Genomic DNA, 24,427 nt, shown 5'->3' with positions numbered 1-24,427 from the left:
CATGTCGGCCCGCGGTTTCACCCTGATCGAGATGGTGGTGACGGTGGCGGTGGTGGCCGTGCTGGCGGCCATGGCCGTGCCCGTCATGCAGGTGACGAACCAGCGGGCAAAGGAGAGCGAGCTGCGCCTGGCCCTGCGCCAGCTCCGCGAGGGCATCGACACCTACAAGCGCTACAGCGACGAAGGGAGGATCGCCCGGCCGGCCGATGGCAACGGCTACCCGCCCACCCTGCAGGCGCTGGTGGACGGGGTGCCGGATGCCCGTGCCCCGGGCAAAGGGCGCATCCATGTGCTGCGCCGCCTGCCCCGCGACCCTTTCAGTGCCGATCCGTCAGTGGACGCGGCGGCCACCTGGGGCCTGCGCAGCTACGCCAGCCCGGCGGAGACGCCGGCCCCGGGGGCGGATGTCTTCGACGTGTATTCCCGTGCGCCCGGTGTCGGACTCAACGGGCTGCCTTACCGGGCATGGTGAACACCATGGCGAGGCGCTGCGTAGAGGGCGGCCGGGGCTTCACGCTGGTGGAGCTGCTGGTGGTGATGGCCATTGTCGCCACCCTGCTGTCCATCGCCGCGCCGCGCTACTTCGGCCACCTGGAGCGGGCCCGGGAGGCGGCGCTGGTGCAGACCCTGGCCGTCACCCGCGACGCCATCGACAAGTTCCACGGCGACACCGGGCGCTACCCCCGCGATCTGGACGAGCTGGTGAGCGGGCGCTATCTGCGCGCCCTGCCGGTGGACCCGATCATCGAGCGGCGGGACGCGTGGACTCTCGTCGCCCCACCTGACGGCCGCGGCGACGGCCTGTGGGACCTGCACAGCAGCGCCCCCGGCCACAGCCGCGACGGCCAGCCATTTGCCGAGCTATGAAGAAGGCGTCGCGCCAGGGAGGTGCCACCTATCTGCTGATGCTGTTTGCCGTGGCGGCCCTGGGCCTTGGTCTGGCGGGTTTCGGTACGGTGTGGTCCACTGCCGCCCAGCGGGAGCGTGAGGCCGAGCTGCTGTTCATCGGCGGCGAGTTTGCCCGGGCCCTGGCCAGCTATCGGGCCCTGTCGCCTGGGGGGGCGGCGGCCTATCCCCAGCACCTGGAAGACCTGCTCCTCGACCCGCGCCAGCCCTTTGTGCGCCGGCACCTGCGCCGCCTGTACCTTGACCCGATGACCGGCGCGGCCGACTGGCAGGTGGATCGGGTGGACGGGCAAATCGTGGCGGTGCGCAGCCGCTCCACCCGGCAGGCGCGGCGCCGGGCGGCCCTGCCGCCGTGGGTGAGCATCGCTGCAGAACACGCTGATGCGACCCGCTACTGTGACTGGCAGATGCGCCCGCAAGATGCCGCCGCCGTCGGCCTGGCGAGATAGCAGCCGCCATGGACGCCGTCTCCTTTGATCCCTACGACCTGGAGCGCCTGCGCCTGACCCTGGAAGGTGCCGTCCGGGTGCGTCGGCCGAGCGAGTTCTACCTGTGGGCCCAGGGCGCGCTGCAGAGCTTTCTGCCCCACGAGACGCTGATGTGCGTGTTCGATGGCGGGCCGGCCGGGGAGGCGCCCATCGAGATATTCTCCCGGGCGGTGCTGGCACCCGAGGCCGAGGCCGCGCTGCGTGCGCAGTCCGACGGAATCCGCCTTGCGCTGCGCGGCCACTGGCAGCGTCAGGGTCAGCGCCCGTGCGTCCTCCCCTGGCCGGCTCCGGCAGGAGGCGAGGCCCTGGTGCATGGGGTCGGCGGGGTGTCGGCCCTGTCGCCCTGCCTGTTCGTGTTTCTGGGTATGCCGGTTGCGGCCGGGCCACGGGAGCACTATCTGGCCGAGCTGTTGTTGCCCCATCTGTATATGGCGCTGCTCCGCCAACGCCAGACGGTGCCGCAGGCGGGGGCCGCCACCGGCTTGTCCGCGCGCCAGCGCCAGGTGCTGGAAGGGGTGCGCGGTGGCAAGACCAATGCGCAGATCGCTGGCGACCTTGGCATCAGCCCGGTGACGGTGAAACATCACATTCAGCAGGCGCTGCGCAAGCTGTCGGTGAATAATCGCGCCGCAGCCGCTGCCGTGACCTCTTCGCTGGAAGAGGCGGGGCGGGTCTGAACGTTCTCCGGCCCGGCCGGTCGGAGCCGGGCAGCGAACGAGGAAGGCATATCTTGAAATTCAGCAATGGACGCTGGCGAGGGCTCGCCTTCGTCGATATCGAAACCAATGGTGGCGTGGCCACCGTGGATGGCATCACCGAAGTGGGCATCGTCGAGGTGGATGAGGACGGCGTGCGGGAGTGGTCGCAGCTGCTGCGGCCGGAAGGGCGCATCCCGGAGTTCATCCAGCGTCTCACCGGCATCACCAACGAGATGGTGGAGGACGCGCCGCGCTTTGCCGACTGCGCTGAGGACATTTACAACCGCCTCGACGGGCGCCTCTTCATCGCCCACAATGCCCGCTTCGACTACGGCTTCCTGCGCAATGCCTTCGATCGGGTCGGACTACCGCTGAGACCGCCGGTGCTGTGCACGGTGCGGCTGTCGCGGGAGCTGTTTCCCGGGCACGCGCGCCACGGGCTTGACGCCTTGATCGAGCGCCATGGCCTGGTGGTGGGCGAGCGTCACCGGGCCCTGGCCGATGCCCAGCTAATCTGGCAGTTCTGGCAGCTGATCCATCGGCAGTTCGAGCCGGAGCGCATCGACGCCGCCATTGCCCGCCTCACCGGCCACGCGGCGCTGCCGCCCCACATCAACCCGTCCGTCCTCGACGAATTGCCCGGCACGCCCGGCGTGTATCTGTTCTATGGCGAGAACGACCTGCCCCTGTACGTGGGCAAGAGCAAGGACATCCGCACCCGGGTGCTGTCCCATTTTAGCGCCGACCACAGCAGCGCCAAGGAGATGAGCCTGTCCCAGCAGCTGCGCCGCATCGAGTGGATCGAGACCCCTGGCGAGGTGGGCGCACTGTTGCTCGAAGCGAAACTGGTCAAGGAGCGCCAGCCCATCCACAACCGGCGTCTGCGCCGCAGCACCGGCCTGTGCGCCTGGCAGCTGGTGGAGGACGGGCAGGGCGGCTGGATGCCGGCGCTGGTGCGCGGGCCCGACCTGGACCCGGGGCGCCAGGATAACCTGTTCGGCTTCTTCACCAGCAAGACCGCCGCCACCAAGGCCCTGCGCACCCTGGCCGACGAACACGCCCTGTGCCAGGCGTCCCTGGGCCTTGAGAAGGTACGCAGCGGCCAGCCCTGCTTCGGCTACCAGATCAAGCGCTGCAAGGGGGCCTGTATCGGTGCCGAATCCCGCGGCCTGCACGGCGCCCGCCTGATGATGGCCCTGCACAAGCTGAAGATCGAACGCTGGCCCTACGCCGGTCCCATCGGCCTGCGCGAGGGCGAAGCCCTGCACGTGATCGACAACTGGTGCTGGCTGGGCACCGCCCGGGGCGAGGACGAGGTCCACGCCCTGCTCGAATCCGGCCGCCCGGCCTTCGACCTGGATATGTGGAAGATATTGAAGAAGGCGCTGGCGACGGGGCGGGTGGTGAAGCTGGGGGCGGTCGAATGAATTCGACTCCGCAGGAGAGGAGATTTGGCTCCGACCCCTTGGCCGTCCGGGCTGCAGATCCCCGCTGCGCGCTCAGCGCTTCAGAAAGCTCGCCGGAATCGGCCGTGGTGCGAGTTTTTCGGCGGTGGTTTCGAGGGCGTAGAGGGTGCCGCCGGTGCTCATCCAGGCCAGAACCCAGTCGGGGGTGGGGCCTTTGCCGTCCCAGGTGAGGGCGCGGTTGGAGGGGTGCATGTAGCGGATGTGACCGGGGGCGGCAGGGGCGGGCTCAGGTGGGGGGGCGGCCTTGGCCTTGGCGGCGGCTTCCCGTGCGGCGCTGGCCTCGGCTTCCTTGCGGGCAGCCTCCTGGGCCTGGGCTTCCTTGCGTGCGGCGGCCTCGGCCTTCTTGCGCAGGGCTTCTTCTTCAGCAGCCTTGCGGGCGGCTTCGGCGGCGGCGATGGCCTGGCGCTCTGCTTCAGCGGCGGCTTCGGCGGCAGCACGGGCCTGGTCGGCTTCTTCCTGCTCCCGCTTGTCGATCTCGGCCTGGATCTGTTCGGCCAGGGCTTCGAGTTCGGGGAGGTCGTAGGACTTCAGGTCAGTCATGGGGGCGTCGGTTGGGCTCGGGCAGGAAGGGCGGGGCCGCCGGGGCGGCCCGCGCGGTTTCCTCAGTCAGTCGCTTCCGGGCGCATCTGCGGAAACAGGATGACGTCGCGGATGGCGGGGCTGTCGGTGAGCAGCATGACCAGGCGGTCGATGCCGATGCCGCAGCCGCCGGTGGGGGGCAGGCCGTACTCCAGTGCCCGGATGTAATCTGCGTCGTAGTACATGGCTTCTTCGTCACCGGCGTCCTTGGCCTGGGCCTGGGCCTGGAAGCGGGCGGCCTGGTCTTCGGGGTCGTTGAGCTCGGAGAAGCCGTTGGCGATCTCGCGGCCGACGATGAACAGTTCGAAGCGCTCGGTGATCTCGGGGTTGCTGTCGGAGGCGCGGGCCAGGGGGCTGACTTCGACCGGGTAGTCGATGATGAAGGTCGGCTCCCAGGTCTCGGCTTCGGCGCAGGCTTCGAAGAGCTGCAGCTGCAGGCTGCCGAGGCCGCCCGGCTTCACCTTCTCGCCGAAGTCCTTGATCTTCTGCTTGAGCCAGTCGGCGTCGGCCAGCTGGGCATCGGTGAAGCCGGGGTGGTGCTTGCGGATGGCTTCGACGATGGTCAGGCGGTGGAAGGGGCGGGACAGGTCGAGGGTGCGGCCCTGGTATTCGAAGACTTCGGTGCCCAGGGCCTCGCGGGCGGCGTGGCGCAGCAGGCCTTCGGTGAAGTCCATGAGGCTGCGGTAGTTCGCGTAGGCCTCGTAGAACTCCATCATGGTGAATTCAGGGTTGTGGCGGGGCGAGAGGCCTTCGTTGCGGAAGTTGCGGTTGATCTCGAAGACCTTCTCGAAACCGCCCACCACCAGGCGCTTGAGGTAGAGCTCCGGCGCGATGCGCAGGAACTGCTGCATGTCGAGGGCGTTGTGGTGGGTGACGAAGGGTTTGGCCGAGGCGCCGCCGGGGATGGGGTGCATCATCGGCGTTTCGACTTCGAGGAAGTTGTGGCCGGTCATGTAGTTGCGGATCGACTGCACCAGGCGGCTACGGGCCACGAAGGTGTGGCGCGACTCCTCGCTCATGATGAGGTCCACGTAACGCTGGCGGTACTTGGTCTCGGTGTCGGTGAGGCCGTGGAACTTGTCGGGCAGGGGGCGCAGGCTCTTGGTGAGGAGGCGCAGCTCGCTGCTCTTGACGGAAAGTTCGCCGGTCTTGGTGCGGAACAGGGTGCCGACGGTGCCGACGATGTCGCCGATGTCCCAGTGCTTGAAGTCGGCGTACACCTCTTCGCCCACGCCGTCGCGGGTGACGTAGAGCTGGATGCGGCCGGAGAGATCCTGGATGGTGATGAAGCTGGCCTTGCCCATCACGCGCTTGAGCATGATGCGGCCGGCGACCTTGACCTCGACCGGCAGGGCTTCGAGGTCTTCGGCGGATTTTTCGCCATAGACTTCGTCGAGTTTGCCGGCGGTGTTTTCCCGGGAAAAATCGTTCGGATACGCCTTGCCGGTGGCGCGCCAGTCGGCGAGCTTTTGCCGGCGTTCGGCGATCAGGTGGTTTTCGTCCTGGGCGGGCGAGGAGGTCTGGTCGGACATGATGGGCTCTTCAATCAACGGAATCGGGGGGCGGCAGCATCCACAAAAGGCCGCAAAGCTCCGAATTTTGACACACTCCGGGGCGCCCGTCGCGGCCCGCCCGCCGCAGTGGCCCTGATCAGAGGAAGATCTCGTCGATGTCGGACTGGATCTGGGCCTGGCCGGCCGGAATGGTGATGCGCAGTTTTCCGCTCATGATCAGCTCGTCGAAGCCATTGACCTGGTTGCGGCCGTGCTCCTTGGAGTAGTAGAGGGCTTCGTCGGCGCGGCCGAGCAGTTCGGCGGGGGACAGGCGCGGATCGATGCGTGAGTAGCCGACCGAGCAGCGCACCTGCCCGACCCGGGGAAAGTCGTGATCTTCGACCGCTATGCGAAAGCGGTCGAAGATGCTCTGGACGTTGTCTTCGGCCACGTTACGCAGCATGACGACGAACTCTTCGCCACCGAAGCGGAACAGTTTGTCGTGGTTGCGGAAGCTCTGGCGCATCAGATCGGCGACGCGCAGCAGCACCTCATCGCCGAACAGGTGGCCGTAGTTGTCGTTGATCTTCTTGAAATGATCGATATCCACGACCCCGAGCCAGCAGGGCTGGGTGATGCTGGGGCTGTGGGTGCGGCGTTCGGCGGGCTCCTGGCTGGCCTGTTCGGCCAGCTCGGCAGCGGCGATGAGGCGTTCGAAGTCGTCGTCGAAGGTCTTGCGGTTGAGCAGCCGGGTGAGCGTGTCCAGGTTGGCGTATTCCCAGGCCTGGTGCTGGTTTTCGAAACAGCGGAGAAACAGGCTCAGGCCCTGGCAGTCGGCAACCTGCGGTTTTCTGTGGCTGTGGATCTCCAGCACCCAGCGGGCTTCGCCGAGGGCCCCGACGGCAAAGGCGAGGCGCCAGGTGTCGCCCTCATGCATGACGGCGTGGCCGTGATCGGTGTGCAGGCAGTCGGCCAGCAGGGGATCGACGGGGAGCCAGGACTGGCCGTCGCAGACGTCGTCCCAGTAGGTATCGGTGCCGTCGGAGACGCAGCAGCCGAGCAGGCCGACGGTGAGATCAGGTGGGGTGAAGCGCACGGCAAACAGCAGGCAGTAGCTGCCGTCCAGAAAGTGCATGGCGGTTTCGGCGGTGGTGCGGAAGATCGAACGCAGGTCACGGGTACGTGACAGAACCTCGGCGCCCCGGAGGAGATGCATCTGGAGGGAGTTTGCGGCGTCGGACGCCGGGGTGTGGCGCATGGTGAGCGCGGGCCGTGGCTGCATGGAGCCAATAACGTCAGACTTTGTGAAATCTGAAGTGAGGGCCTGCGCGTCGGTTACAGGGCGCGCTGGATCAAGCCGATGGGCGGGGCCCAGTCGTCGCCGGGTTTCTTCTTGCGGGTGACCAGAGTGAGCTGGGCCGGGGCGAAGACGTTGGCGTTGTGGGTGACCGGGGTGGTGATGAGGTACTGGGCGCGGGTGGCGCGCAGGAAGGTGCCGACCCGGTCGATGTTGGCGATGTCCAGGTGGGCGAAGGGTTCGTCGATGAAGACAAAGCCGCCGGGGCGGGCCTCGTCCATCAGCAGGGCGATGAGCAGGATCAGGGACTTCATGACCTGCTGGCCGCCCGAGGCTTCACCGTCGTTGAGACCCACGGCACCTTTGCGGTCGAAGTCGAAGCGCACTTCGAGGCCGGCGGAGGCCAGGGCCCGGTCGTCGTTGTCGAGGGTTGGTATGGGGCAGTCCACGTCCACGTTGGCCAGGTCGCCGAGGGCGTGCAGATTCTTGCCGTATTGGCGCACGGTAGCGCGCAGCTTGGCGATGTAGGCGGCGCGGGCTTCGCTGGTGATGCGGCGGGCGGCGCTGCAGTGGCGTTCGCGCTCGGCGTACTGGGCTTCCCGCTCATTTACGTCGGCCTTGAGGCGGCCGGCCAGGGTGAGCACGGTGTCGTCGGTGACCCATTCGCCGCCGGCCAGGCGCTGGCGCAGGCGTTCGAGCTCGGCCCGGGCGCCGCGGGCTCCGTCGTATTTGTCGGTGAGCAGGGCGTTGGCGGTCGGGTCGCGCCAGTCGGTGGGCATGCCCCGGCGCAGGCGGCGCAGGATGAGGATGCGCTTGGCCTGGTCGCGGCGGCGCGGGGAGGCTTCACTGGCCAGCTCATTGACGCGGCGGGCGAGGCCGTCGGTGTCCCGTCGGCGGCGGTCGATCTCGATGTCGATGCCGCGCAGGGATTGGTCGATGCGTTCGAGCTCGCCCTTGGCTTTGGCCCGGTCGGCGATGGCGGTGGTGAGGCGGGCGCGGGCGTCGGGCAGGATGCGTTCGGCGTGGTCGAAGTCGTCGGCCCGGGCGGACAGCAGCTGGGCCGCCTCGATGCCGTGGAGGCGGGCGCGCAGGGCGTCGGCTTCTTCCTTGGCGGCGTCGAGCTCGGGGCGCAGGGCGCGCAGACGGGCGTCGATGCTGTGCATGTCGGCGTCGAGCTGCTTCATGCGGGCGCTGCGGGCCAGCTCGCCGAAGTGGAAGTCGGTGGGCTTGCCCAGGTGGCGGGCGCCGCGACGTTCGCGGTGGTAGCCGTCGCGGGTGATCCACTCGGTTTCACGGGGCAGGCGGCGGGCGGCGTCGGCGTCGTCGACGCGCTGGATGCGGTTGAGGAGGTCGGCCAGCCAGCGCGGAATGGCGTCGGCAAAGCGGATGACCTCGGCCAGAGCGCCCCGGGTGGCGGGGGGCGCCATTTCGAGTTCGGGCACGATGAAGTGGCGGAAGCGCTCGGCTTCGCCCAGGGCCCAGGCGGCGTGGCGGTCCTGCTCGCGTTCGAGCAGGAGCACGCTGCGGTAGGGGCGCAGCACGGCTTCAACGGCGCCCTGCCAGTCGGGGTCGGTGACTTCGATGATCTCGGCGAGGGCCCGGTGGGCGATGCCCTCGGCCTTGAGGCGGCTGCGAAAGCGCGCCACGTCGGCGTCGGCGGGGGGGCTGCGGTGTTCGCGGGCGGCGCGCAGCTGGGCGGTCTTGTCCTCGAAGGCGGCGACGGCCTCGCGCTCCTGGCGCTGCAGGTGGAGCAGGCGGGCGTCGGCCTTGGCGTGGGCGGCCTCCAGGTCTACAGCGGCGTCGCCGGCCTCCCGCGCCAGCCGGGTGCGCAGGGCACTGCGTTCGGCGAGCAGCTTTTCGGCGTCGCGGACTTCATCGTGGGCGGCCAGGTGGCGCTTTTCGGCTTCCAGGTCGTGCTGGCGGGCGGTCTTGCGGCGGGCTTCGGCGGCGGCTCTTTCGGCTTCGACGCCTTTGCCGTGTTCGCGCAGGCGCTGGAGTTCGTCCTCGGCGCGCTGGTGTTCCTGGCGGCTGCGCCCCAGCTCGTCCCGGGCCAGGCGGATGTCCCGCTCCAGCTCGGTCGTCTCCAGGCGGGGGATGATCTCGGCTTCCAGGGCGCGGGATTCGTCGTCGAGCTGCTTCCATTCCAGGAAGCGGTCGGCCTCCAGGCGCTTGGTTTCGGCCTGGGCCCGCAGGCGGTCCAGGTCGAGGCCGAGGGCGGCCAGCTCTTTCTCGGCGTTGTTCTGTTCTTCCTGGGCTGCGGCGTAGTTGTCCAGCACCTCCTTGTCGCCGAACACGTCGAAGACCAGCTCTAGCAGGGCCTTTGGGGAGTACTCGCAGAGCTTGTCGGTGTCGCCTTGCTCAAGGGCCAGCACCTTGGCGATGGCAGGGGTGAGGCCGCCCCAGGCCAGGCGACTCTGGTAGTCCCGATAGCCGACCCACTCCACAGCTCTGTCCTCGTTGGCTTCCAGCGCTTCGATGGGCACGTCGCCGTCGGCGATGGCGTAGTCCCGGGTCCAGTCGCCACCGGCGCGGCGGATGCGGCAGGCCAGGGTGACTTCGTCCTTCAGGCAGGGGAAGAAGGGGCGCTTGCCGGTGCTGCCGGGGCGGTTGGCCACCACTGCGCGAATCCACGCGAAGCTGCGGTTGGCCCGGCGCACGTAGCGGCGAAAGTCGCGCTTGCCCGAGCAGCGCAGGCCGAAGAGGGTGCGCAGGGCGTCGAGCAGGGTGGTCTTGCCGGAGCCGTTGGGGCCGACGATGGTGATGATCTGGGCGTCCAGGGGCAGGTTGAAGCGCCGCCAGTAATCCCAGTGGACCAGTTCGAGTTGCTTGATGTGAAACATGCTCAGTCGTCCTCGGCGTCGGGGGGCGTGAAGGCATCAGCGGCGGGGGGCGGATGGCCGGCCTGGGCCAGCACTTCGCCGAGGGTGCCATAGATGATGCGGTCGGCCAGCAGGCGGTAGTCGAGGAGTACGTCGAGGAGCGGGCCTTCATGGATCATGCCACCCCGGCGCTCGATGAAGCCGAGCTGGGCCAGGCGCGACAGGAGCTTGCCCTGGACATAGGTCTTGTGGCCCAGCACGGGGGCAAAGTCGGCCAGCAGGGAGGCTTCCGACAGGGCACCGGAGACGCCCTCGCCGTGCTCCAGGGGGCCTTCCTTGCCGAACATGTCCTCCTGACCGTCATCGGCGAGGCGTTGCCGATTTACCTGACGTTCGCGCTTGGGCAGGATGATCAGGGCCCAGATGACGACGAGCAGGGCCAGCTGGTCACGGGTCAGGCCGATGTTGCTGGCGGCGTACTCGCGGCTGGCACCGAACACCGGCTCGTGCATGTCCTCGGCCAGGGCTACGGCGACGTGCTCGGCGTAGGGGTTGTCGATGAGCCGCAGGCCGACAGCACCAAGGCGCGCGTCGAGATCAATACGGAAGGCTTCGTCCACCAGGGCGCGGCGCACCAGGGCGTCGCTGCGCGGCAGGCTGCGGCTGGCCAGCAGGCGGGCGGTGAGGGTCCGGATCTGTTGTTCCATCAGGCGGGGTCGGTAAAGGTGTCGTCGAGGGTGTCGAGGACGGGCAGGGCGTCGGCGGCCGGCAAGCTACCTTTGGCGCCTACCAGGCCGGTGGACATGGCGGCGATCTCGTCCTCGCCAACTTTGGCGGTGGCGGCTTCGAAGAGCACGTCGAGGGGCAGGCGCATGAACTCGCCGATAGGGCCCTCGGCGGGGGTGGCGCCCCCTTCGCCGCCCCCGTCGGCCAGCAGGGCGAGCAGGGACAGGCGGTAGGACGCGGCCGGAAAGCCGCCGCCGGCCACCAGGCTGGCCAGGGGGGCGGGGGGGCTGCCAGGTGCGGTCAGGCGGGTCAGGCGCTGGCTGAAGTGTTGCAGCAGGCGCAGGTCTTCCTGCTCGGGCTGGCGATTACTGGGGGCGTCTTCGGCCGGGGGGAGGGCGGTGTCGGCCTCGATCTGGCGGGCTTCGTCGGAGAGGGCCAGCTCGGCCCGGTCGAGGAGTTCGTGGCCACCGGCCAGCAGGGTGAGCTCCGGTGCCGTGGCGAGAGCGCCGGTGGCCAGCTCGGCCAGGGCCCGTCCGTCCATGCGACGAAGCCAGCCGGCCACGTCGCTGGACGAGATGCCGGAGCCGCCGAGGGTGACACGCTGGGCCTCGATCTTGTTGAGGGCGCGCTGGAAAGCGGCGTCTACCCGGGCCAGGCGGGACTGGGCCAGGCCGATGCGCTGGGCGACGCGGGCCAGGTCGAAGGGCACCTCCGGGTCGGCCAGCAGCTCGCCCATCACTTCGGTGCCGCGCTCGATCCAGCGGGTGTTGGCGGAGAGACGCCGGCGCGCATCGGCGATGCGGAATTCGGAGCCCGAGGCGATGGCGTCCTCGAAATGCCAGGCCAGGTCATTGAGTTTGCCCAGCAGATGGCCGAGGGCCTCGGGGGTGATGCTGCCCACGGCCTGCAGGCCGGCCAGCTGGGCGGTGAGGAAGCCCAGCTCCAGGTCGTCCTCTGTGCTGAAGCTGACCAGCATGGCGATGGCCGCCACGGCGTTGCGGCCCAGATCGGCGAGCGCGTAGAGGTTGTCCTCGCCGATCTCCAGCAGGCCGTTGCCACGCAGCCGGCGCAGCACGGTCTCGAGTTTGACCGGGTCGAGGAAGGCAAAGCGCTGACGCAACTGCTCCGGGCCCCAGCGGGGGGCGTCGGTCTCGCGGCCGATCTCGCGCAGCACCAGCAGGCGCATCAGCACTTCGGCCTCGCTGCCATGGAAGAGTGTGCTGAAGGCCGACAGCAGGGGCCGGGCGCCCAGCAGGGGGGCGAGCTCGGGTACATCGTCGGCGACGACGCCGGGGGCGAGGAGTTCTTCCAGGCGGACTTCGGACATGGACGCAGTCAGCGGAAGAGGGACAGGGCGTCGATGCGCCGGTCGATCTCGTCACTCATGCGCTGGTAGGCCGGCGCGCCGACCCCGCCGAAGCGGCGCTGGAATTCGGCGGTCATCATGGATTCGGGCAGGCCGGTGATGGACGGCAGCAGCGCCGTGTCGGTGAGCCCGGCGCCCACGGCCGCGGCAAGACGCTGGGGGTTGCCTGCCACCAGCTCGCCCAGGCGGGTGCCCGCCCGGTCGGCGGCCAGATCGGCGAACGAGAAGCCGCTGCCGCTGTGGGCGTCGTCCACTTCCTTGCCCACCCCCACGGCGCTGGCCAGGGGTTCGCCGGCCCAGGCGGCCAGGGCCGCCGACACCATGAAGTGCTGGGCCAGGTCTTCGCGGCCGCGCAGGGTGAGGGTGAGGGGGCGTGGTCGGGGCCACTGGGCAGCCTCGGGCACCAGCTGGGCGATGTTGCGACCCGACAGCTGGAAGGCAGTGACCAGCAGCAGGTTGCGGTAGGCGCGCCCCAGGTCGGTGCCGGCATTGGCGCCTGCAGCTTCCTGCAGCAGCGGCCCGAGCACATCGGCCAGGGGTGCCTGGCGGCGGCCGTCCCCGGCCTGGTCCATGTGGGCGACGAGGCGGAGGTGGGCGGCGGCGAGACGTTCCCGGTCTTCCTGGGACAGTACTCGGGCGCGGGCGCTGTCGAGGATTTCGGGTTTCCAGGTGTAGCGGATGCGCAGCTCGCCGGGCACGAAGGCGACGTGATGGATGGTTTGGCGCAGCAGGGCGAGGTCGGGAGCGAGTTCGGATTTGCCGATGGCGTAATCGAGCCCCATGCGGAACAGGGGGCCGGGAATGGGCACGCTGCCCACGCGAACCTTGTGGAACTCTACGCCCTCAGGCCCCACGGCCACCCGGGCCCACAGGTTGAGGTAGCGGCCCAGGGGCGTGGCCGGCATGGCCAGGGTGTAGCGCAGGTCAGCCAGGCCGTCTTCGAGGACCACCGTGGCGTGACCCCGCCGCAGGGCCAGGTTGACCAGGGTTTCCAGGTCGGGGGCCAGGATGCGGCTCTCCCTGTTGGTGCCGGGGCGCAGGCGGCGTGGGTCGTTGAGGCGGATGACCGTTTTGGCACGGCTGACGGCCGACGGGGACAGCACACCGTCGCCAGTGACCAGCGGGGTGTCCTGGATGGCCCGGAAGGCCAGCACGGTGACCCCCGCCAGCAGGAGCAGGATGACGGCCAGCAGGCCGACGAGCAGACGCTTCATCACAACTCCTGCGGTCGACGGGCTCAGACGCCCTGCTTCAGGCTGGCCTGGATGAAGCCGTCCAGGTCGCCGTCGAGCACGGCCTGGGTGTTGCCGACTTCGTAGCTGGTGCGCAGATCCTTGATGCGCGACTGGTCGAGCACGTAGGAGCGGATCTGGTGGCCCCAGCCGATGTCGCTCTTGGCGTCTTCGAGCTTCTGCTGCTCGGACTGGCGCTTGCGCAGTTCGGCTTCGTACAGGCGGGCGCGCAGCATGGACCAGGCTTCGTCCTTGTTGCGGTGCTGGGAGCGGTCGTTCTGGCACTGCACGACGATGCCGGTGGGGATGTGGGTGAGACGCACCGCGGAGTCGGTCTTGTTGATGTGCTGACCGCCCGCGCCGGAGGCCCGGTAGGTGTCGGTGCGCACGTCGGCGGGGTTGATGTCGATCTCGATGGAGTCGTCCACCTCGGGGAACACGAACACCGAGCAGAAGCTGGTGTGGCGCCGGGCATTGGAGTCGAAGGGGCTCTTGCGGACGAGGCGGTGGATGCCGGTCTCGGTGCGCAGGAAGCCGTAGGCGTACTCGCCGCCGACCTTGATGGTGGCGCTCTTGATGCCGGCCACTTCGCCTTCGGATTCTTCGAGCAGTTCTACGTTGAAGCCCTTGCGCTCGCAATAGCGCAGGTACATGCGTTCGAGCATGCCGGCCCAGTCCTGGGCCTCGGTGCCACCGGCGCCGGACTGGATTTCGATGAAGCAGGCGTTGCCGTCCATCGGGTTGTTGAACATGCGGCGGAATTCGAGTTCGCCCACCCGGGTTTCCAGGCTGGCAACGTCGGCTTCGACGGCCTGCATGGTGTCCTCGTCCTCTTCCATGGAGGCGAGTTCGAAGAGGTCCTTGCCGTCGGCGAGGCCCTGTTCGATTTCCTGCAGGGTCACGACCACGCCTTCAAGGGTTTTCTTTTCCTTGCCGAGCTCCTGGGCCTGGGCGGCGTCGTTCCAGATGTTCGGGTCTTCGAGCTGCTTGCTGACTTCGATCAGCTTTTCTGCCTTGGTATCGTAGTCAAAGATACCTCCGAAGTTCGAGCTCCCGGGCCTTCAGGTCGGCGAGCTTGTTGGAGATGGCGTTGAGGCGTTCTGCTTCCATGATCGGGGCCCTGGCTGGTGCGGGAAAACCGGGCATTATACCTTCAGCCTGTGGCTCTGGCGGAGGGGCGTTCTGATCGGGGGCGGTTTTCCGAAGATGCTCAATGAGGAGGCGCCACCTCACGTTTCCGCATCGGCTGAGCGGAGTGTGCTGGCCCGTGGCGGCTTGCGCCGGGTCAGCGCTCGGTGGTGTCGGGGGCGGTGCTGCGGTTGGGGGCAGGAGGCGGCAGCGTGGTCTTGCCCTTGCAGGCCAGGTGACGCTGGCGGCAGCGGTTTACGCACAGGAATTCGGCGTTGTAATCGCCCTGCGGGCAGCCCACCAGGCAGCGGGTGTTGGCGTTGATGCACTCGGTCAGGGTCGTGGTGGGCAGCACGGCGCCGCGGCGTGCGGTCTCATCGCCCCGTTTGCCACCATCGGCCTTGCGCATCAGCCGGAAGCTGCCCGTGGAACTGCCGTCCTTGCGGTTTGAGCTGAGGGTGTAGCGGCCTTCGAACAGCCGCGGGTGGCAGGTGCCGGTGAGGCGCAGTACGGTGCCGGGGCTGATCGGTGCGCGGAGGGTGCAGCGACCGCTGTCGAACTCCCCGGAGGCGATCGGGGCCGACCCGGAATAAGGCCCCCCAACCTTGACCTGACCGACAATGATCCCCTGCAGGTCGCGTAGTTCGACCGTGACCGGGAAGGGCGCGTCGAAGGATTCCGGCACCAGGCTGCCTTCGTACACGGCTTCAAGGGGCGCTGCGCTGGCCAGCGGCCCGATGAGCAGGCCGGCAAGGCTGGTGGCGACGAGGCGGCGCAGGGCGGTCATGGACATGGTGGGGCTCGCGGATTCAGAAGACCTCGTCGGGGCCCAGGTAGCGCCACTGGCCCGGCGGCAGGTGGCCGAGCATGACGCGGCCGATGCGCACCCGCTTGAGGCCGATGACCTTCAGCCCGACCAGTTCGCACATGCGCCGGATCTGGCGTTTCTTGCCTTCCCGCAGCACGAAGCGCAGCTGGTCTTCATTCAGCCAGCTGACCTTGGCCGGGCGCAGGGCCACGCCGTCGAGGGACAGGCCGTGGTTGAGCAGCTTCAGCCCGGCGGCGTCCACGGTGCCTTCGACGCGCACGTGGTACTCCTTCTCGATGCTGGAGTCGTCGCCGATGAGGGCTCTGGCGATGCGCCCGTCCTGGGTGAATACGAGCAGGCCGATGGAGTCGATGTCCAGGCGGCCTGCGGGGGCGAGGCCCTTGTGGTGGCTGGTGAGGTAGCGGGTTTCGGAGGGGTCTTCAGCCCAGCGGTTGTCGGCGGTGATGAGCACGCTGGCAGGCTCGTAGCCGTCTTCGGCCTGGCCCGACACATAGCCCACGGGTTTGTTGAGCAGGATGGTGACGCGGCGGTCCTGGAAGGTCTGGCCGCGCCGGTCGAGCTCGACCTGCTGGCCCGGTTTGACCCGCGAGCCCAGCTCGCTGACCACCCGGCCGTCCACGCGCACCCAGCCCTTCTCGATGTATTCGTCGGCCTCCCGGCGGGAGCACAGGCCCAGCTCGGTCATGCGTTTGGAGAGGCGGATGGAGCCGTCATCCCGAAGGGGGGACGGAGTCGGGGCCGGGCGCGGCTCACCAGTCCAGGCCTTGCGTTCGTGGCGGGGCGGGCGCTCGCCTTCCGGGCGGGCAGGGCGGTCGCCACCCTGATTCGTCGGGCGGTCGCCACGGGGGCGGTCGCTGGCAGCGCGGGGTGGGCGCTCTCCGAAAGGGCGCGCCGGGCGCTCGCCATCCTGGCGAGGTGGGCGATCAGCATACGGGCGGGCGGGGCGGTCGCCATCCTGACGGGGCGGACGATCGCCGCTGGGGCGTTCGTTACCGGCATCAGCGTTGCGGCGCACGGGCTCGGTGTTGGCCTGTTCGGGGAAAGATGCCTTGCCCCGTTTACGGCCGGCACCGGTGGCGGGCTTGCGCCAGTCGCGGGTCTCGGGTTTGGCGGCGGGGGCCGCGTCGGCCGGGGCCTGGTTGGCGGGGGCTGCGGCGCGGGGCTTGAGGCTCAGGGTGCCGACCCGGGTGGGAGCGGGCGGGCGGCGGCGGGGCGTGTCGGTCATGGTCGGCCCTTTCAGGCGGCGGGATGCAGTTGTTGGAGGTCGGCCGCTTCGAGGTAGACCCATTCGCCTTCGGCTAGCCCGGCAAGGCAGCCTTCACCCAGGCTGAGGCCGCCAAAGCCGCTGCGGTGCAGCTGTTCCACATGGTTGCCGGCGGCGGCAATCATGCGCTTGACCACGTGGTATTTGCCAAGATCGACGCTCATCTCCAGGGTGCGCGGGGCCAGCAGGCGGGCGCTGAGTGCCGGCACCGGCTGGGGTTCGTCGATCAGGTCGACGCCGGCCAGCAGGCGCTGGATGAGCGTCTCGCCGCCGTCCTCGGACAGTTCGGCGCGGTAGATCTTGGGGACGTGCTTTTTGGGGGAGGACAGGTTGTGGATGAAGGCGCCATCGTCGGAGAAGAGCAGCAGGCCGGTGGTATCCACGTCGAGTCGCCCGACGCTCTGCACGTTGCGGGCCACGAGCTGGTGGGGCAGCAGGCTATATACGCCCCGGTGGTGCTTGGGCTCGTGGGAGCACTCGTAGCCGGATGGCTTGTACAGGGCGAGATAGGTCTTTTCGCGATAGGTCCAGGCTTCGCCCTCGACTTCGAAGACGAGACCGGTGGTGGCGATTTCGGCGCCCGGGTTGTCGACGATTTCACCGTCGATGCGGACTTCGCCGAGTTCGACGAGCTGCCGGCACTGACGACGGCTGCCGAAGCCCTGATTCTGGAGGATGCGTTCGAGTTTCACGGATGAGGGGTTACGCGGATCAACCCGGTATTGTCTCCGCGGAAGTAGTGCGACGGCAACTACCCCCGACCGGCGGCGGGGCTGGGCGACCCCGTCAACGCCGCAGCTTCAGGGGCGAAGGTCGGCGAGTCGGGTGCTGCCCTGGCGAAGGCAGGCTCCGTCAAGGGCATAGAGGCGCACCGGCTGGGGGTGCAGGACATCGTCGGTGAAGCTCACTCTCTGGTCGAGGGCAGGGGGGAGCACCGAGCGGACGGCCACCAGCAGTGCGCTGAGCACCCGTTCGGTGCCATTGGGGGTGCCGATACGCTCGGCAACGGGGCTCAGACAGTGTGCGCTGTCCCCCTTCAGCAGTTGCCCTGCCTTGCCTCGGGTCTCCGGCCAGCTGGGGTGAAAGGCCACGAAGTAGGGGCGGTCGGCGGGGAGCGGGGAGGGCTCGTCGCGGGCCGGTGCAAGTTCGCCGAGGCGGCGTGCGTTGGGGGCGTGCTCACGGCCCATCAGGCGTAGCACGCTGTTCAGGTTGTAGCCCTGGCTGCTCACGAAAACCACGGCCTCCGGGTGCTGGCGCGCAAAGCGCAGCGAGGCGAAGTGGGTTTCTCCGTGGAGGTGACGGGAGAATCCGTCCAGGCAACCCAGCAGCAGTCCGCCGATCACAGCGGTCAAGAGCACCGGTATTGCGAGCAGCGGGCTCAGCCGGGTCAGGGTGAGCCCGGCCAGCAGGGCAAGGGGCGCGGCGAAGATCAGGGCGTAGTTGTACTGTTTCGGGATCAGGCGGAGGGGAGACAGGGAGTAAACGAAGAAGGAAAAGCCCAGCACCAGCAGCACGGCCCACAGGGTCACGAAGCGCCCGGCCCGGCGCTCCTCGTCGCTGCCCTTAAACAGCGCCAGGGCCATGCCCGGGACGGCCAGCAGCGGTGCGAGCCAGAAGGCGCGACCGTCGATGAAGAACAGGCGGAAATAGTAGCTGCCCGAATGGTCGCCCCAGGGGGCGGCGTTTTCGATGAAATTCGATTGCAGGTTGCGGGCGCCCGCATGCAGGTAGTAAAGCGGGTCGCCGAAAGCCCAGGTGAACAGGATCAGGTTGGGAATGGCGGCGAGGATGGCGCCGACAAAGATCCAGCCCACCTGGCGGCGTGCCTTGAGGTGGACGAGGGCCAGGATGGTCAGGATCAGGCCAAAGACCACCGCGGGCTCGGGTTTGATCCAGCCTGCCAGCCCGCAGACCAGACCGGCGGCGAGGATCAGTGGCGCCCGGCCGGAACGCACGCCGGCCCACAGCAGGATCGCCGATGTGCTGAGGAAGAGCGAGAAAGGGGCGTCGGCCCACATATTGGTGGCCGATGTCAGGTGCAGGGGGGTGACGATCAGGATCGCGCTGGAGAACACCGCCGCGCGCCGGCCCCAGGTGCGCTCGGCAAAAAGGTAGATGAGGGCGATTTCGGCCAGGGAGCACAGCAGGCCCCAACCGACCAGGCCGGCGTCGTTCATGCCCAGCAGCTTCAGCGAGACGGCGATGGGCAGGTTCATGCCGTAGCGCAGATCGCCGACGTAGTCGGAGGGTAGCCACTGGCCAAGGGTGACTTCCAGGCCCCGCAGGGAATAGACGGCGTCGTCCGAGCCGGACAGGCCGACGAACAGCCACAGGCGCACCGCCAGGGCCAGGCACAGGAGGATGAGTAGCGTTCCCCAGCCCGGCCGTGTGGTGGCCGACGGTGAGGGGTAGGTGTAGTTCGAGGGCATCAGACAGGATTCCAATCGTGACCGTCGGGCAGGCAAGCGCCTGGGGTCGAGGTTTGCGCGATTCGGGTCGAGCGGGCAGCAAAAGCCCGCAGTTTATACGGGGCGGATGACAATCCCCCGTGACGCGTGCTGTTCGATTGGTAAAACTCAGCGTCCGCGCAGGAACAGGCGATCCAGGTCGGCCATGCTCAGGGCTGTCCAGGTGGGGCGGCCGTGGTTGCATTGATCGGCCCGCTCGGTGGCCTCCATTTCCCGCAGCAGGGCGTTCATCTCGGGCAGGGTCAGGCTGCGGTTGGCGCGCACGGCGCCGTGGCAGGCCATGGTGGCGAGCAGCTCGTTGCGGCGGGCGGTGATGACCTCGGTGCTGGGGAAGTCGCGCAGCTCGGCCAGCAGGGCGCGCACCAGTTCGCTTACCGGAGCACTGGCGAGGAGCGCCGGCACGCTGCGCACGGCCAGCTCCTGGGGGCCGGCGGGGCCAACTTCAAAGCCCATGCGTTCGAGCAGTTCGCTGTGTTCCTCGGCAGTGAGCATGTCTTTCTGCCCCACGCCAAAGACCGCAGGGATGAGCAGGCGCTGCACCCCGGGGGTGCCATCGAGCAGGGTCTTGAGGCGCTCGTAGAGGATGCGTTCGTGGGCGGCGTGCATGTCCACCAGGATCAGCCCGCCCTCGTTCTGGGCCAGGATGTACACGCCATGGAGCTGGGCGAGGGCGTAGCCCAGGGGCGGTGCCAGGTCGCTGGCGGGCAGGGCGGGGGCGGCGCCGGGCTGCATGAGGGGCACCGCGCTGCGGGGGGCGAAGGCCGTTGCCACAAAGCCGTCGCTGCGGCTCTGCAAGGGTTCGCTGGTGACGGGCTCGGGGCGGGCCGAGGCGGCGAAGTCGTAGTAGGCCCGGGTGACCGGCTCCATGGCCAGCCGCGACTGGTAGGGCTGGGGGGCGTGGGGATAGGGCACTGCGGCGGCGGTGGGCGCCGGGGCCGTGTCTTCCGTGCTGTCGGCGGGCGGGCTGCCCGCGGCCATGCCGGCCCCGGCACCGGAGGCGGCGAGGGTGCGTTGCAGGGCGTGATACACGAACTGGTGCACGGCACGGGAATCCCGGAAACGCACCTCGATCTTGGCCGGGTGCACGTTCACATCCACGCCAAACGGGTCGAGCTCCAGGAACAGCACATAGGCCGGGTGGCGGCTGCCGTGGAGGATATCGGCGTAGGCCTCGCGGATGGCGTGGGTGACCAGCTTGTCGCGCACGAAGCGGCCGTTCACGTAGAAGAACTGAGCGTCCCGGTTGCTGCGCGAGTAGGCCGGCAGCGAGGCAAAACCGTGCAGGTGGAGCAGGCCGGATTCGGCCTCCACGGCCCGGGCCGAGGCCAGGAAATCGTCGCCGAGCAGCGCACGCACCCGGGCTTCGCGGGTGCCGGAGGGCAGGCGCTGGCTGACCCGGCCGTTGTGGCTGAGTTGCAAGGCCACGTCGGGTCGGGCCAGGGCCACGCGCCGGAAGACGTCATCGCAGTGGGAAAACTCGGTGCCCTCGCTCTTCAGAAACTTGCGCCGGGCCGGGGTGTTGAAATACAGGTCGGCCACGTCAACCACGCTGCCGTGGTTGAGGGCGGCGGGGGCCAGCTCGCGCGGGTCGGCGTCGATGCGCCAGGCGTGGGGGGCGCCGTCGGCGCGGCTGGTGATGCTCATGCGCGACACGGCGGCGATGGCGGCCAGGGCCTCGCCGCGAAAGCCCATGGTGCCCACCCGCTCCAGGTCGTCGAGGCTGGTGATCTTGCTGGTGGCGTGACGTTCCAGGGCCAGGGGCAGCTCGTCCTTGGGGATCCCGCAGCCGTCGTCGGCCACCCGGATGCGCCGCACGCCGCCCTGCTCCAGTTGCACTTCCACCGCGGTGGAGCCGGCATCCATGGCGTTTTCCAGCACCTCCTTGAGCACCGAGGCGGGGCGCTCCACCACCTCGCCAGCGGCGATCTGGTTGATCAGGTGGTCGGGGAGGAGGTGGATGGGCATGGCGGGCTTCCCGGTCGGCAGGGGCCGCATTGTACTGCCGGGGCCCCCGCCCCGGGCGCTTAGAACCCGATCACGTCTAGTCGTCGCACGGCCTGCCCGTTCTTGCTGAGGGTGCCCGGCACGACGGCAGCCTGGCGCAGGGCTGCCTCCACACCGGCTGGGGTGGCGGTGGTGTAGCGGGAGAGGTAAAGGGCGGCCGCGCCGGCAGCGTGGGGGCTGGCCATGGAGGTGCCCGAGGCAGTGGCCATGCCGTTGTTCAGGTAGGTGGACAGGACGCCTACGCCTGGGGCCCAGAGATCCACGCAGCTCCCGTAGTTGCTGAAGCTGGCCTCGGCATCGGCGCTGTCGGTGGCGGCAATGGTCAGGGCGCCAGCCAGGCTGCCGCCGACTCGCGCAGGCGACTGAGAGCAGGCGTCCGCCGCACTGTTGCCGGCTGCGATGGCAAATACCACGCCGGCTGAGACCGCCTTGAGCACGGCATTGTCGAGCATGGTGCTGGCGCCACCCCCGAGACTCATGTTGGCCACTGCCGGCTTGACGGCGTTGGCGGCGACCCAGTCTACCCCCTTGATAACGCTGGAAGTCGTGCCTGCACCGGTGCAGTCGAGCACCTTCACGCCGGTCAGGCGCACGCCGGGGGCCATGCCGACCACGTAGCCGCTGTCGTCCCGGGCGCCGATGGTGCCGGCCACGTGGGTGCCGTGGCCGTTGCAGTCGGTGTTCTTGCGGTCGGTGGTGAGGTTTACATGGCGCACCAGGTTGAGGTCGGGGTGGGTGGCGATGCCGGTGTCGATCACATACACATTGACGTTTCCGATGCTGCCGCTGCCATTGCCGGCCAGGGTGGACGACAGGTTGGCGTCGGTGCGGGTGATGCCCCACGGGGTGAGCTGGGCGATGGCCTTCATGGGCTGGTCTGCTTCTATGGCCAGCACCGTCGGGTCGGCCTTGAGGCGGGCTACCTGGCTGTCGGTCAGGTCGGCGGCGAAACCCTTCATGACCTGGCTGAAGGCATGGCGGGCCTTGACGCCGTAGCGGCTCTCGAGGCCCTGGGTGCGCTCGACCACCCGGCTATCCACATAGCCCCAGCCCTGGGGGTCGCTGTCGATCCGGCTGTCCCGCACGGCCTTGCGGATGGGTGCCTCCACCGCCGAGTCCTGGAACTGGACGATGTAGGCCCGGGTGTTTTCGGCGTGGGCGGCGGTGCTGAGGCAGGCGAGCGCTGTCAGCAGCTGGAGGCTAGGGCGATGCATGGCGTATCTCCTTCGTTGAAAGTGTCGATTTTGATAAATAAGGCGATTTTGATGATTGCGACAGGTGCGACAATTACTTTAAGTGGGAAAATTTCCCATGTATACTCATTTCATGACTGACACAGTTGCGCCCCCCTCCGCGTCGTCGCCGGCCTCTCCGGTGATGCAGCACGCCCTCACGGTCATGCTGCCGCTGGTGACCTGGTTGCTGCGCTCGGGGGTGGGGCACGGGGAGTTCGCCGCGGCGCTGAAGCCAGTGTTTCTGAAGGCTGCGCAGCAGGAGCTCAAGCGCATCCAGGGCAAGCCCACCGATTCGGCCCTGAGCCTGCTGTCGGGCCTGCACCGCAAGGATGTGCGGGCCCTGGCTCCGGCCTTGCATGAGCCCGATGCAGCGGCGCGCCTGGGCAAGCCCACGCCAGCCAGCCAGGTGGCCACCCGTTGGCTGGCGGGTGAACTGCCCGAGACGCTGCCCGTCGCCGGCCCGGCGCCATCCTTCGAGGCCCTGGCCCGCTCGGTGTCCACTGACTTCCACCCTCGCTCGGTGCTCCAGGAGCTGCTGCGCCTGGGCGTGGCGGAGGAGGCGGAGGGCCAGGTGCGCCTGGTCAGGTCGGCCTTCGTGCCTGACGCCCGGCACGACGAAACCCGCGGGATGGTGGCTGGTAGCGTGGCCGACCACCTGGCCGCCGGGGTGCACAACCTCACCAGCGGGGAGTCGCGCCAGTTTCTCGAACAGAGCGTGTTTGCCGATGGCCTGTCGGCCGACTCTGCCCGCGAGCTGGAGATGCTCGCTACCCGCCTGTGGCAGGAGGTGCTGGCAAGCATGGTCAAGGCCGCCGTACCCCTGTGCGAAAAGGATGAACCGGCCGGCGGTGATCACCGCGTGCGCCTGGGCATGTTCTGTTATTCCGCCCCGATGGATGGGCTTGCACCGGCCGCTCCGGCGGGCGATGAAGAGGATTCCCCCCGATGAAAGCCTGTCGCTCCCCGTCTGCAGCCGTGCCCCGTGGCCTCACCGTGCTGCTCGCTGCAGTCATCTTCCTGGTGTCGGCCTGTGGTGGCGGTGGCGCCACCGACCTGGCGGGCGTCGGCAGTGGTGGCAGTGGTGTGGCCTCCGGGGCCGTGACCGGCTTCGGGTCGGTCATCGTCGAAGGGGTGGAGTACGACGACAGTGCCGCCACCCGCCAGGCCGAGGATGCCAGCGGTGCCGTGCGCAATGTGGCGGTCAAGCTCGGGCAGCGCGTGCGTGTGGTGTATTCGGGGGCCCGGGCGGCGAGCAGCATCGAAGTGCAGGCCCAGTTGCTTGGCCCGGTAACCCGGGTGCCGGGGGCCGATGGCGTGCTCCAGGTGCTGGGCCAGCCGGTGCGCATCGTCACCGGCAGCAATGACGCTACGCGCAGCAACCCCACCGTGCTCGACGGCTTTGCCACCCCGGCCGCCATCCAGCTGGGCAGCGAGGTGGAGGTACACGGCGCCTGGGCCTACGACAGCGTCCAGGGCGTCTGGCAGCTGGTGGCCACGCGTCTTGAACGGCTGGCCACGGCCCCCGATCCGGTGCTCCTCGGCGGGGTGGTGAGCGCCCTTGAAGGCAGTACCCTGCGTCTCAACGCCGCCACTGGCACGCGCGTCGACGGCATTCCGGCGGGGCGTGTCAGCCTTGGCGAGACGGTGCGCGTGTGGGTGGCCCGCAGCGGGCTGGCCGCCACGCCGCTGGTGGCCCTGCGGGTGGCCGGCTCGGAGATCCGCTCCGGCGATCTGGATGCCGCCTCCGGCGTGAGCCTCAGCGGCCTTGCTTCCGGCTACGACGCGGCCAGCCGCACGGTGGTGGTGCAGGGGCTGCGGGTGAAACTGGCGGATGGTGTGCACGTGGATGAAGCGGCGCTGGCGCGGGGCGAGTTCGTCTGTGTGGAGCTGAGCCGTGCCGGCGGCACTCTGCTGGCCAGCAGCGTCAAGCAGCGTGGCAGCAGCGATCTGGGCCGCACCACCGAGGTCAAGGGCGTGACCCGGGGCATCGACTGGAACGCCGCCAGCGTGGCCTTCACCCTGCGGGGCACGGCCATCCAGGCCGACGCCACGGCGATCGACGCCTCCTGCCGGGCAGTGAATGCCGCCTCCGACGTGTACGTGGAAGTTCGCGGCAGTCTGGCCGCCAGCGGCGGGGTGGTGAGCGCCGCCAGCGTGCGCTGCAGTCAGTCCTACTCCGGGTCGGCCAGTGCCGACTACGAGGGCCGCCTGGAGTCCATCGACACCGTCAATCGCAGCCTCAGCCTGCGGGTCAGCGCCTCGGGTGCCCTGCTTGCCGCACGTTGGGATGCGCGCACCTATTTCGAACAGCACCCCGCCAGTCTGTCGGTCGGCCTTCGGGTCGAGGTTGAGGGTGTGATGGATCAAGGCAGCAGCACGTTGCGACTGACCCGGGTGCGGCTGGCCGACTGAACACGGCGGCCCCCCGG

Annotated in this window: 21 protein-coding genes; 7 read left to right on the top strand and 14 right to left on the bottom strand. The window is 68.9% G+C overall.

Annotation, left to right across the window (positions count from 1 at the left end; all coding sequences use genetic code 11):
- Window position 1 precedes the first annotated feature (1 nt).
- Genes PHI64_RS01050 through PHI64_RS01030 form a run of 5 tightly spaced genes read left to right on the top strand, consistent with a single transcriptional unit; the run spans window position 2 to window position 3,519 of the window.
- A complete protein-coding gene (locus PHI64_RS01050; protein ID WP_299877230.1) occupies window positions 2-472 on the top strand; it encodes a type II secretion system protein in 471 nt (156 codons plus the stop codon).
- Window positions 473-477: 5 nt separating this feature from the next.
- A complete protein-coding gene (locus tag PHI64_RS01045; RefSeq protein ID WP_299877228.1) occupies window positions 478-867 on the top strand; it encodes a type IV pilin protein in 390 nt (129 codons plus the stop codon).
- Complete coding sequence (locus PHI64_RS01040) at window positions 864-1,355, top strand: type II secretion system protein (protein WP_299877225.1); 492 nt, start codon at window positions 864-866, stop codon at window positions 1,353-1,355. Before PHI64_RS01045 ends, PHI64_RS01040 begins: the two co-directional genes overlap by 4 nt.
- An 8-nt stretch (window positions 1,356-1,363) precedes the next feature.
- Window positions 1,364-2,071, top strand: a complete 708-nt coding sequence (locus PHI64_RS01035) for a LuxR C-terminal-related transcriptional regulator (protein WP_299877222.1) — start codon at window positions 1,364-1,366, stop codon at window positions 2,069-2,071.
- Window positions 2,072-2,124: 53 nt separating this feature from the next.
- On the top strand, window positions 2,125-3,519 hold the full coding sequence (locus PHI64_RS01030; protein ID WP_299877220.1) for a 3'-5' exonuclease family protein: 1,395 nt from the start codon (window positions 2,125-2,127) through the stop codon (window positions 3,517-3,519).
- Window positions 3,520-3,591: 72 nt separating this feature from the next.
- Here the strand turns inward: PHI64_RS01030 and PHI64_RS01025 are convergent, their stop codons facing one another.
- The 14 genes from PHI64_RS01025 to PHI64_RS00960 form a co-directional block, all read right to left on the bottom strand.
- A complete protein-coding gene (locus PHI64_RS01025; protein ID WP_299877217.1) occupies window positions 3,592-4,098 on the bottom strand; it encodes an H-NS family nucleoid-associated regulatory protein in 507 nt (168 codons plus the stop codon).
- Between the two features lie 62 nt (window positions 4,099-4,160).
- On the bottom strand, window positions 4,161-5,669 hold the full coding sequence (gene lysS / locus PHI64_RS01020; RefSeq protein WP_299877214.1) for a lysine--tRNA ligase: 1,509 nt from the start codon (window positions 5,667-5,669) through the stop codon (window positions 4,161-4,163).
- 118 nt (window positions 5,670-5,787) lie between these two features.
- Complete coding sequence (locus tag PHI64_RS01015; protein WP_299877211.1) at window positions 5,788-6,912, bottom strand: diguanylate cyclase; 1,125 nt, start codon at window positions 6,910-6,912, stop codon at window positions 5,788-5,790.
- A 53-nt stretch (window positions 6,913-6,965) separates the two neighbouring features.
- The gene (locus tag PHI64_RS01010; RefSeq protein WP_299877208.1) at window positions 6,966-9,767 is read right to left on the bottom strand and encodes an AAA family ATPase; all 2,802 of its coding nucleotides are present in this window, start codon (window positions 9,765-9,767) and stop codon (window positions 6,966-6,968) included.
- Between the two features lie 2 nt (window positions 9,768-9,769).
- Window positions 9,770-10,453, bottom strand: a complete 684-nt coding sequence (locus tag PHI64_RS01005; protein ID WP_299877205.1) for a hypothetical protein — start codon at window positions 10,451-10,453, stop codon at window positions 9,770-9,772.
- Window positions 10,453-11,799 carry a hypothetical protein gene (locus tag PHI64_RS01000; RefSeq protein ID WP_299877202.1) on the bottom strand — a complete coding sequence of 449 codons (1,347 nt, stop codon included), beginning with the start codon at window positions 11,797-11,799 and terminating at the stop codon, window positions 10,453-10,455. The genes PHI64_RS01005 and PHI64_RS01000 overlap by 1 nt, the downstream gene beginning before the upstream one ends.
- 8 nt (window positions 11,800-11,807) lie before the next feature.
- Window positions 11,808-13,052, bottom strand: a complete 1,245-nt coding sequence (locus PHI64_RS00995; RefSeq protein ID WP_299877199.1) for a hypothetical protein — start codon at window positions 13,050-13,052, stop codon at window positions 11,808-11,810.
- Between the two features lie 23 nt (window positions 13,053-13,075).
- Window positions 13,076-14,180 (bottom strand): peptide chain release factor 2 gene (gene prfB / locus PHI64_RS00990; RefSeq protein ID WP_299877196.1). Its coding sequence is split into 2 segments (ribosomal slippage): window positions 13,076-14,098 and window positions 14,100-14,180, totalling 1,104 coding nucleotides; the frame shifts between segments, so codons are not numbered across the junction.
- Window positions 14,181-14,355: 175 nt separating this feature from the next.
- Window positions 14,356-14,991 (bottom strand): hypothetical protein, encoded by a 636-nt coding sequence (locus PHI64_RS00985; RefSeq protein ID WP_299877193.1) that lies wholly within the window; start codon window positions 14,989-14,991, stop codon window positions 14,356-14,358.
- 16 nt (window positions 14,992-15,007) lie between these two features.
- Complete coding sequence (locus PHI64_RS00980; RefSeq protein ID WP_299877190.1) at window positions 15,008-16,252, bottom strand: pseudouridine synthase; 1,245 nt, start codon at window positions 16,250-16,252, stop codon at window positions 15,008-15,010.
- A gap of 11 nt (window positions 16,253-16,263) precedes the next feature.
- On the bottom strand, window positions 16,264-16,983 hold the full coding sequence (locus PHI64_RS00975) for a 16S rRNA pseudouridine(516) synthase (protein WP_299877188.1): 720 nt from the start codon (window positions 16,981-16,983) through the stop codon (window positions 16,264-16,266).
- Between the two features lie 108 nt (window positions 16,984-17,091).
- Window positions 17,092-18,720, bottom strand: a complete 1,629-nt coding sequence (locus PHI64_RS00970; RefSeq protein ID WP_299877185.1) for a glycosyltransferase family 39 protein — start codon at window positions 18,718-18,720, stop codon at window positions 17,092-17,094.
- 147 nt (window positions 18,721-18,867) lie between these two features.
- Window positions 18,868-20,724, bottom strand: coding sequence for a DNA mismatch repair endonuclease MutL (gene mutL, locus PHI64_RS00965; RefSeq protein ID WP_299877182.1), 1,857 nt, complete (start codon window positions 20,722-20,724; stop codon window positions 18,868-18,870).
- Window positions 20,725-20,783: 59 nt separating this feature from the next.
- Window positions 20,784-21,977 carry a S8 family peptidase gene (locus PHI64_RS00960; protein WP_299877179.1) on the bottom strand — a complete coding sequence of 398 codons (1,194 nt, stop codon included), beginning with the start codon at window positions 21,975-21,977 and terminating at the stop codon, window positions 20,784-20,786.
- Between the two features lie 112 nt (window positions 21,978-22,089).
- Between PHI64_RS00960 and PHI64_RS00955 the strand changes: the two genes are divergently transcribed.
- Together PHI64_RS00955 and PHI64_RS00950 are read left to right on the top strand one after the other, a co-directional pair.
- Window positions 22,090-22,947 (top strand): DUF6502 family protein, encoded by an 858-nt coding sequence (locus tag PHI64_RS00955; RefSeq protein ID WP_299877177.1) that lies wholly within the window; start codon window positions 22,090-22,092, stop codon window positions 22,945-22,947.
- Entirely contained in the window at window positions 22,944-24,410 is a 1,467-nt protein-coding gene (locus PHI64_RS00950; protein ID WP_299877174.1) for a DUF5666 domain-containing protein, read from the top strand. The genes PHI64_RS00955 and PHI64_RS00950 overlap by 4 nt, the downstream gene beginning before the upstream one ends.
- The last annotated feature ends 17 nt before the right edge of the window (window positions 24,411-24,427 follow it).

Source organism: Zoogloea sp., assembly GCF_028689785.1.
Classification (GTDB): domain Bacteria; phylum Pseudomonadota; class Gammaproteobacteria; order Burkholderiales; family Rhodocyclaceae; genus Zoogloea.
This window is presented reverse-complemented; position numbering and strand designations above follow the sequence as displayed.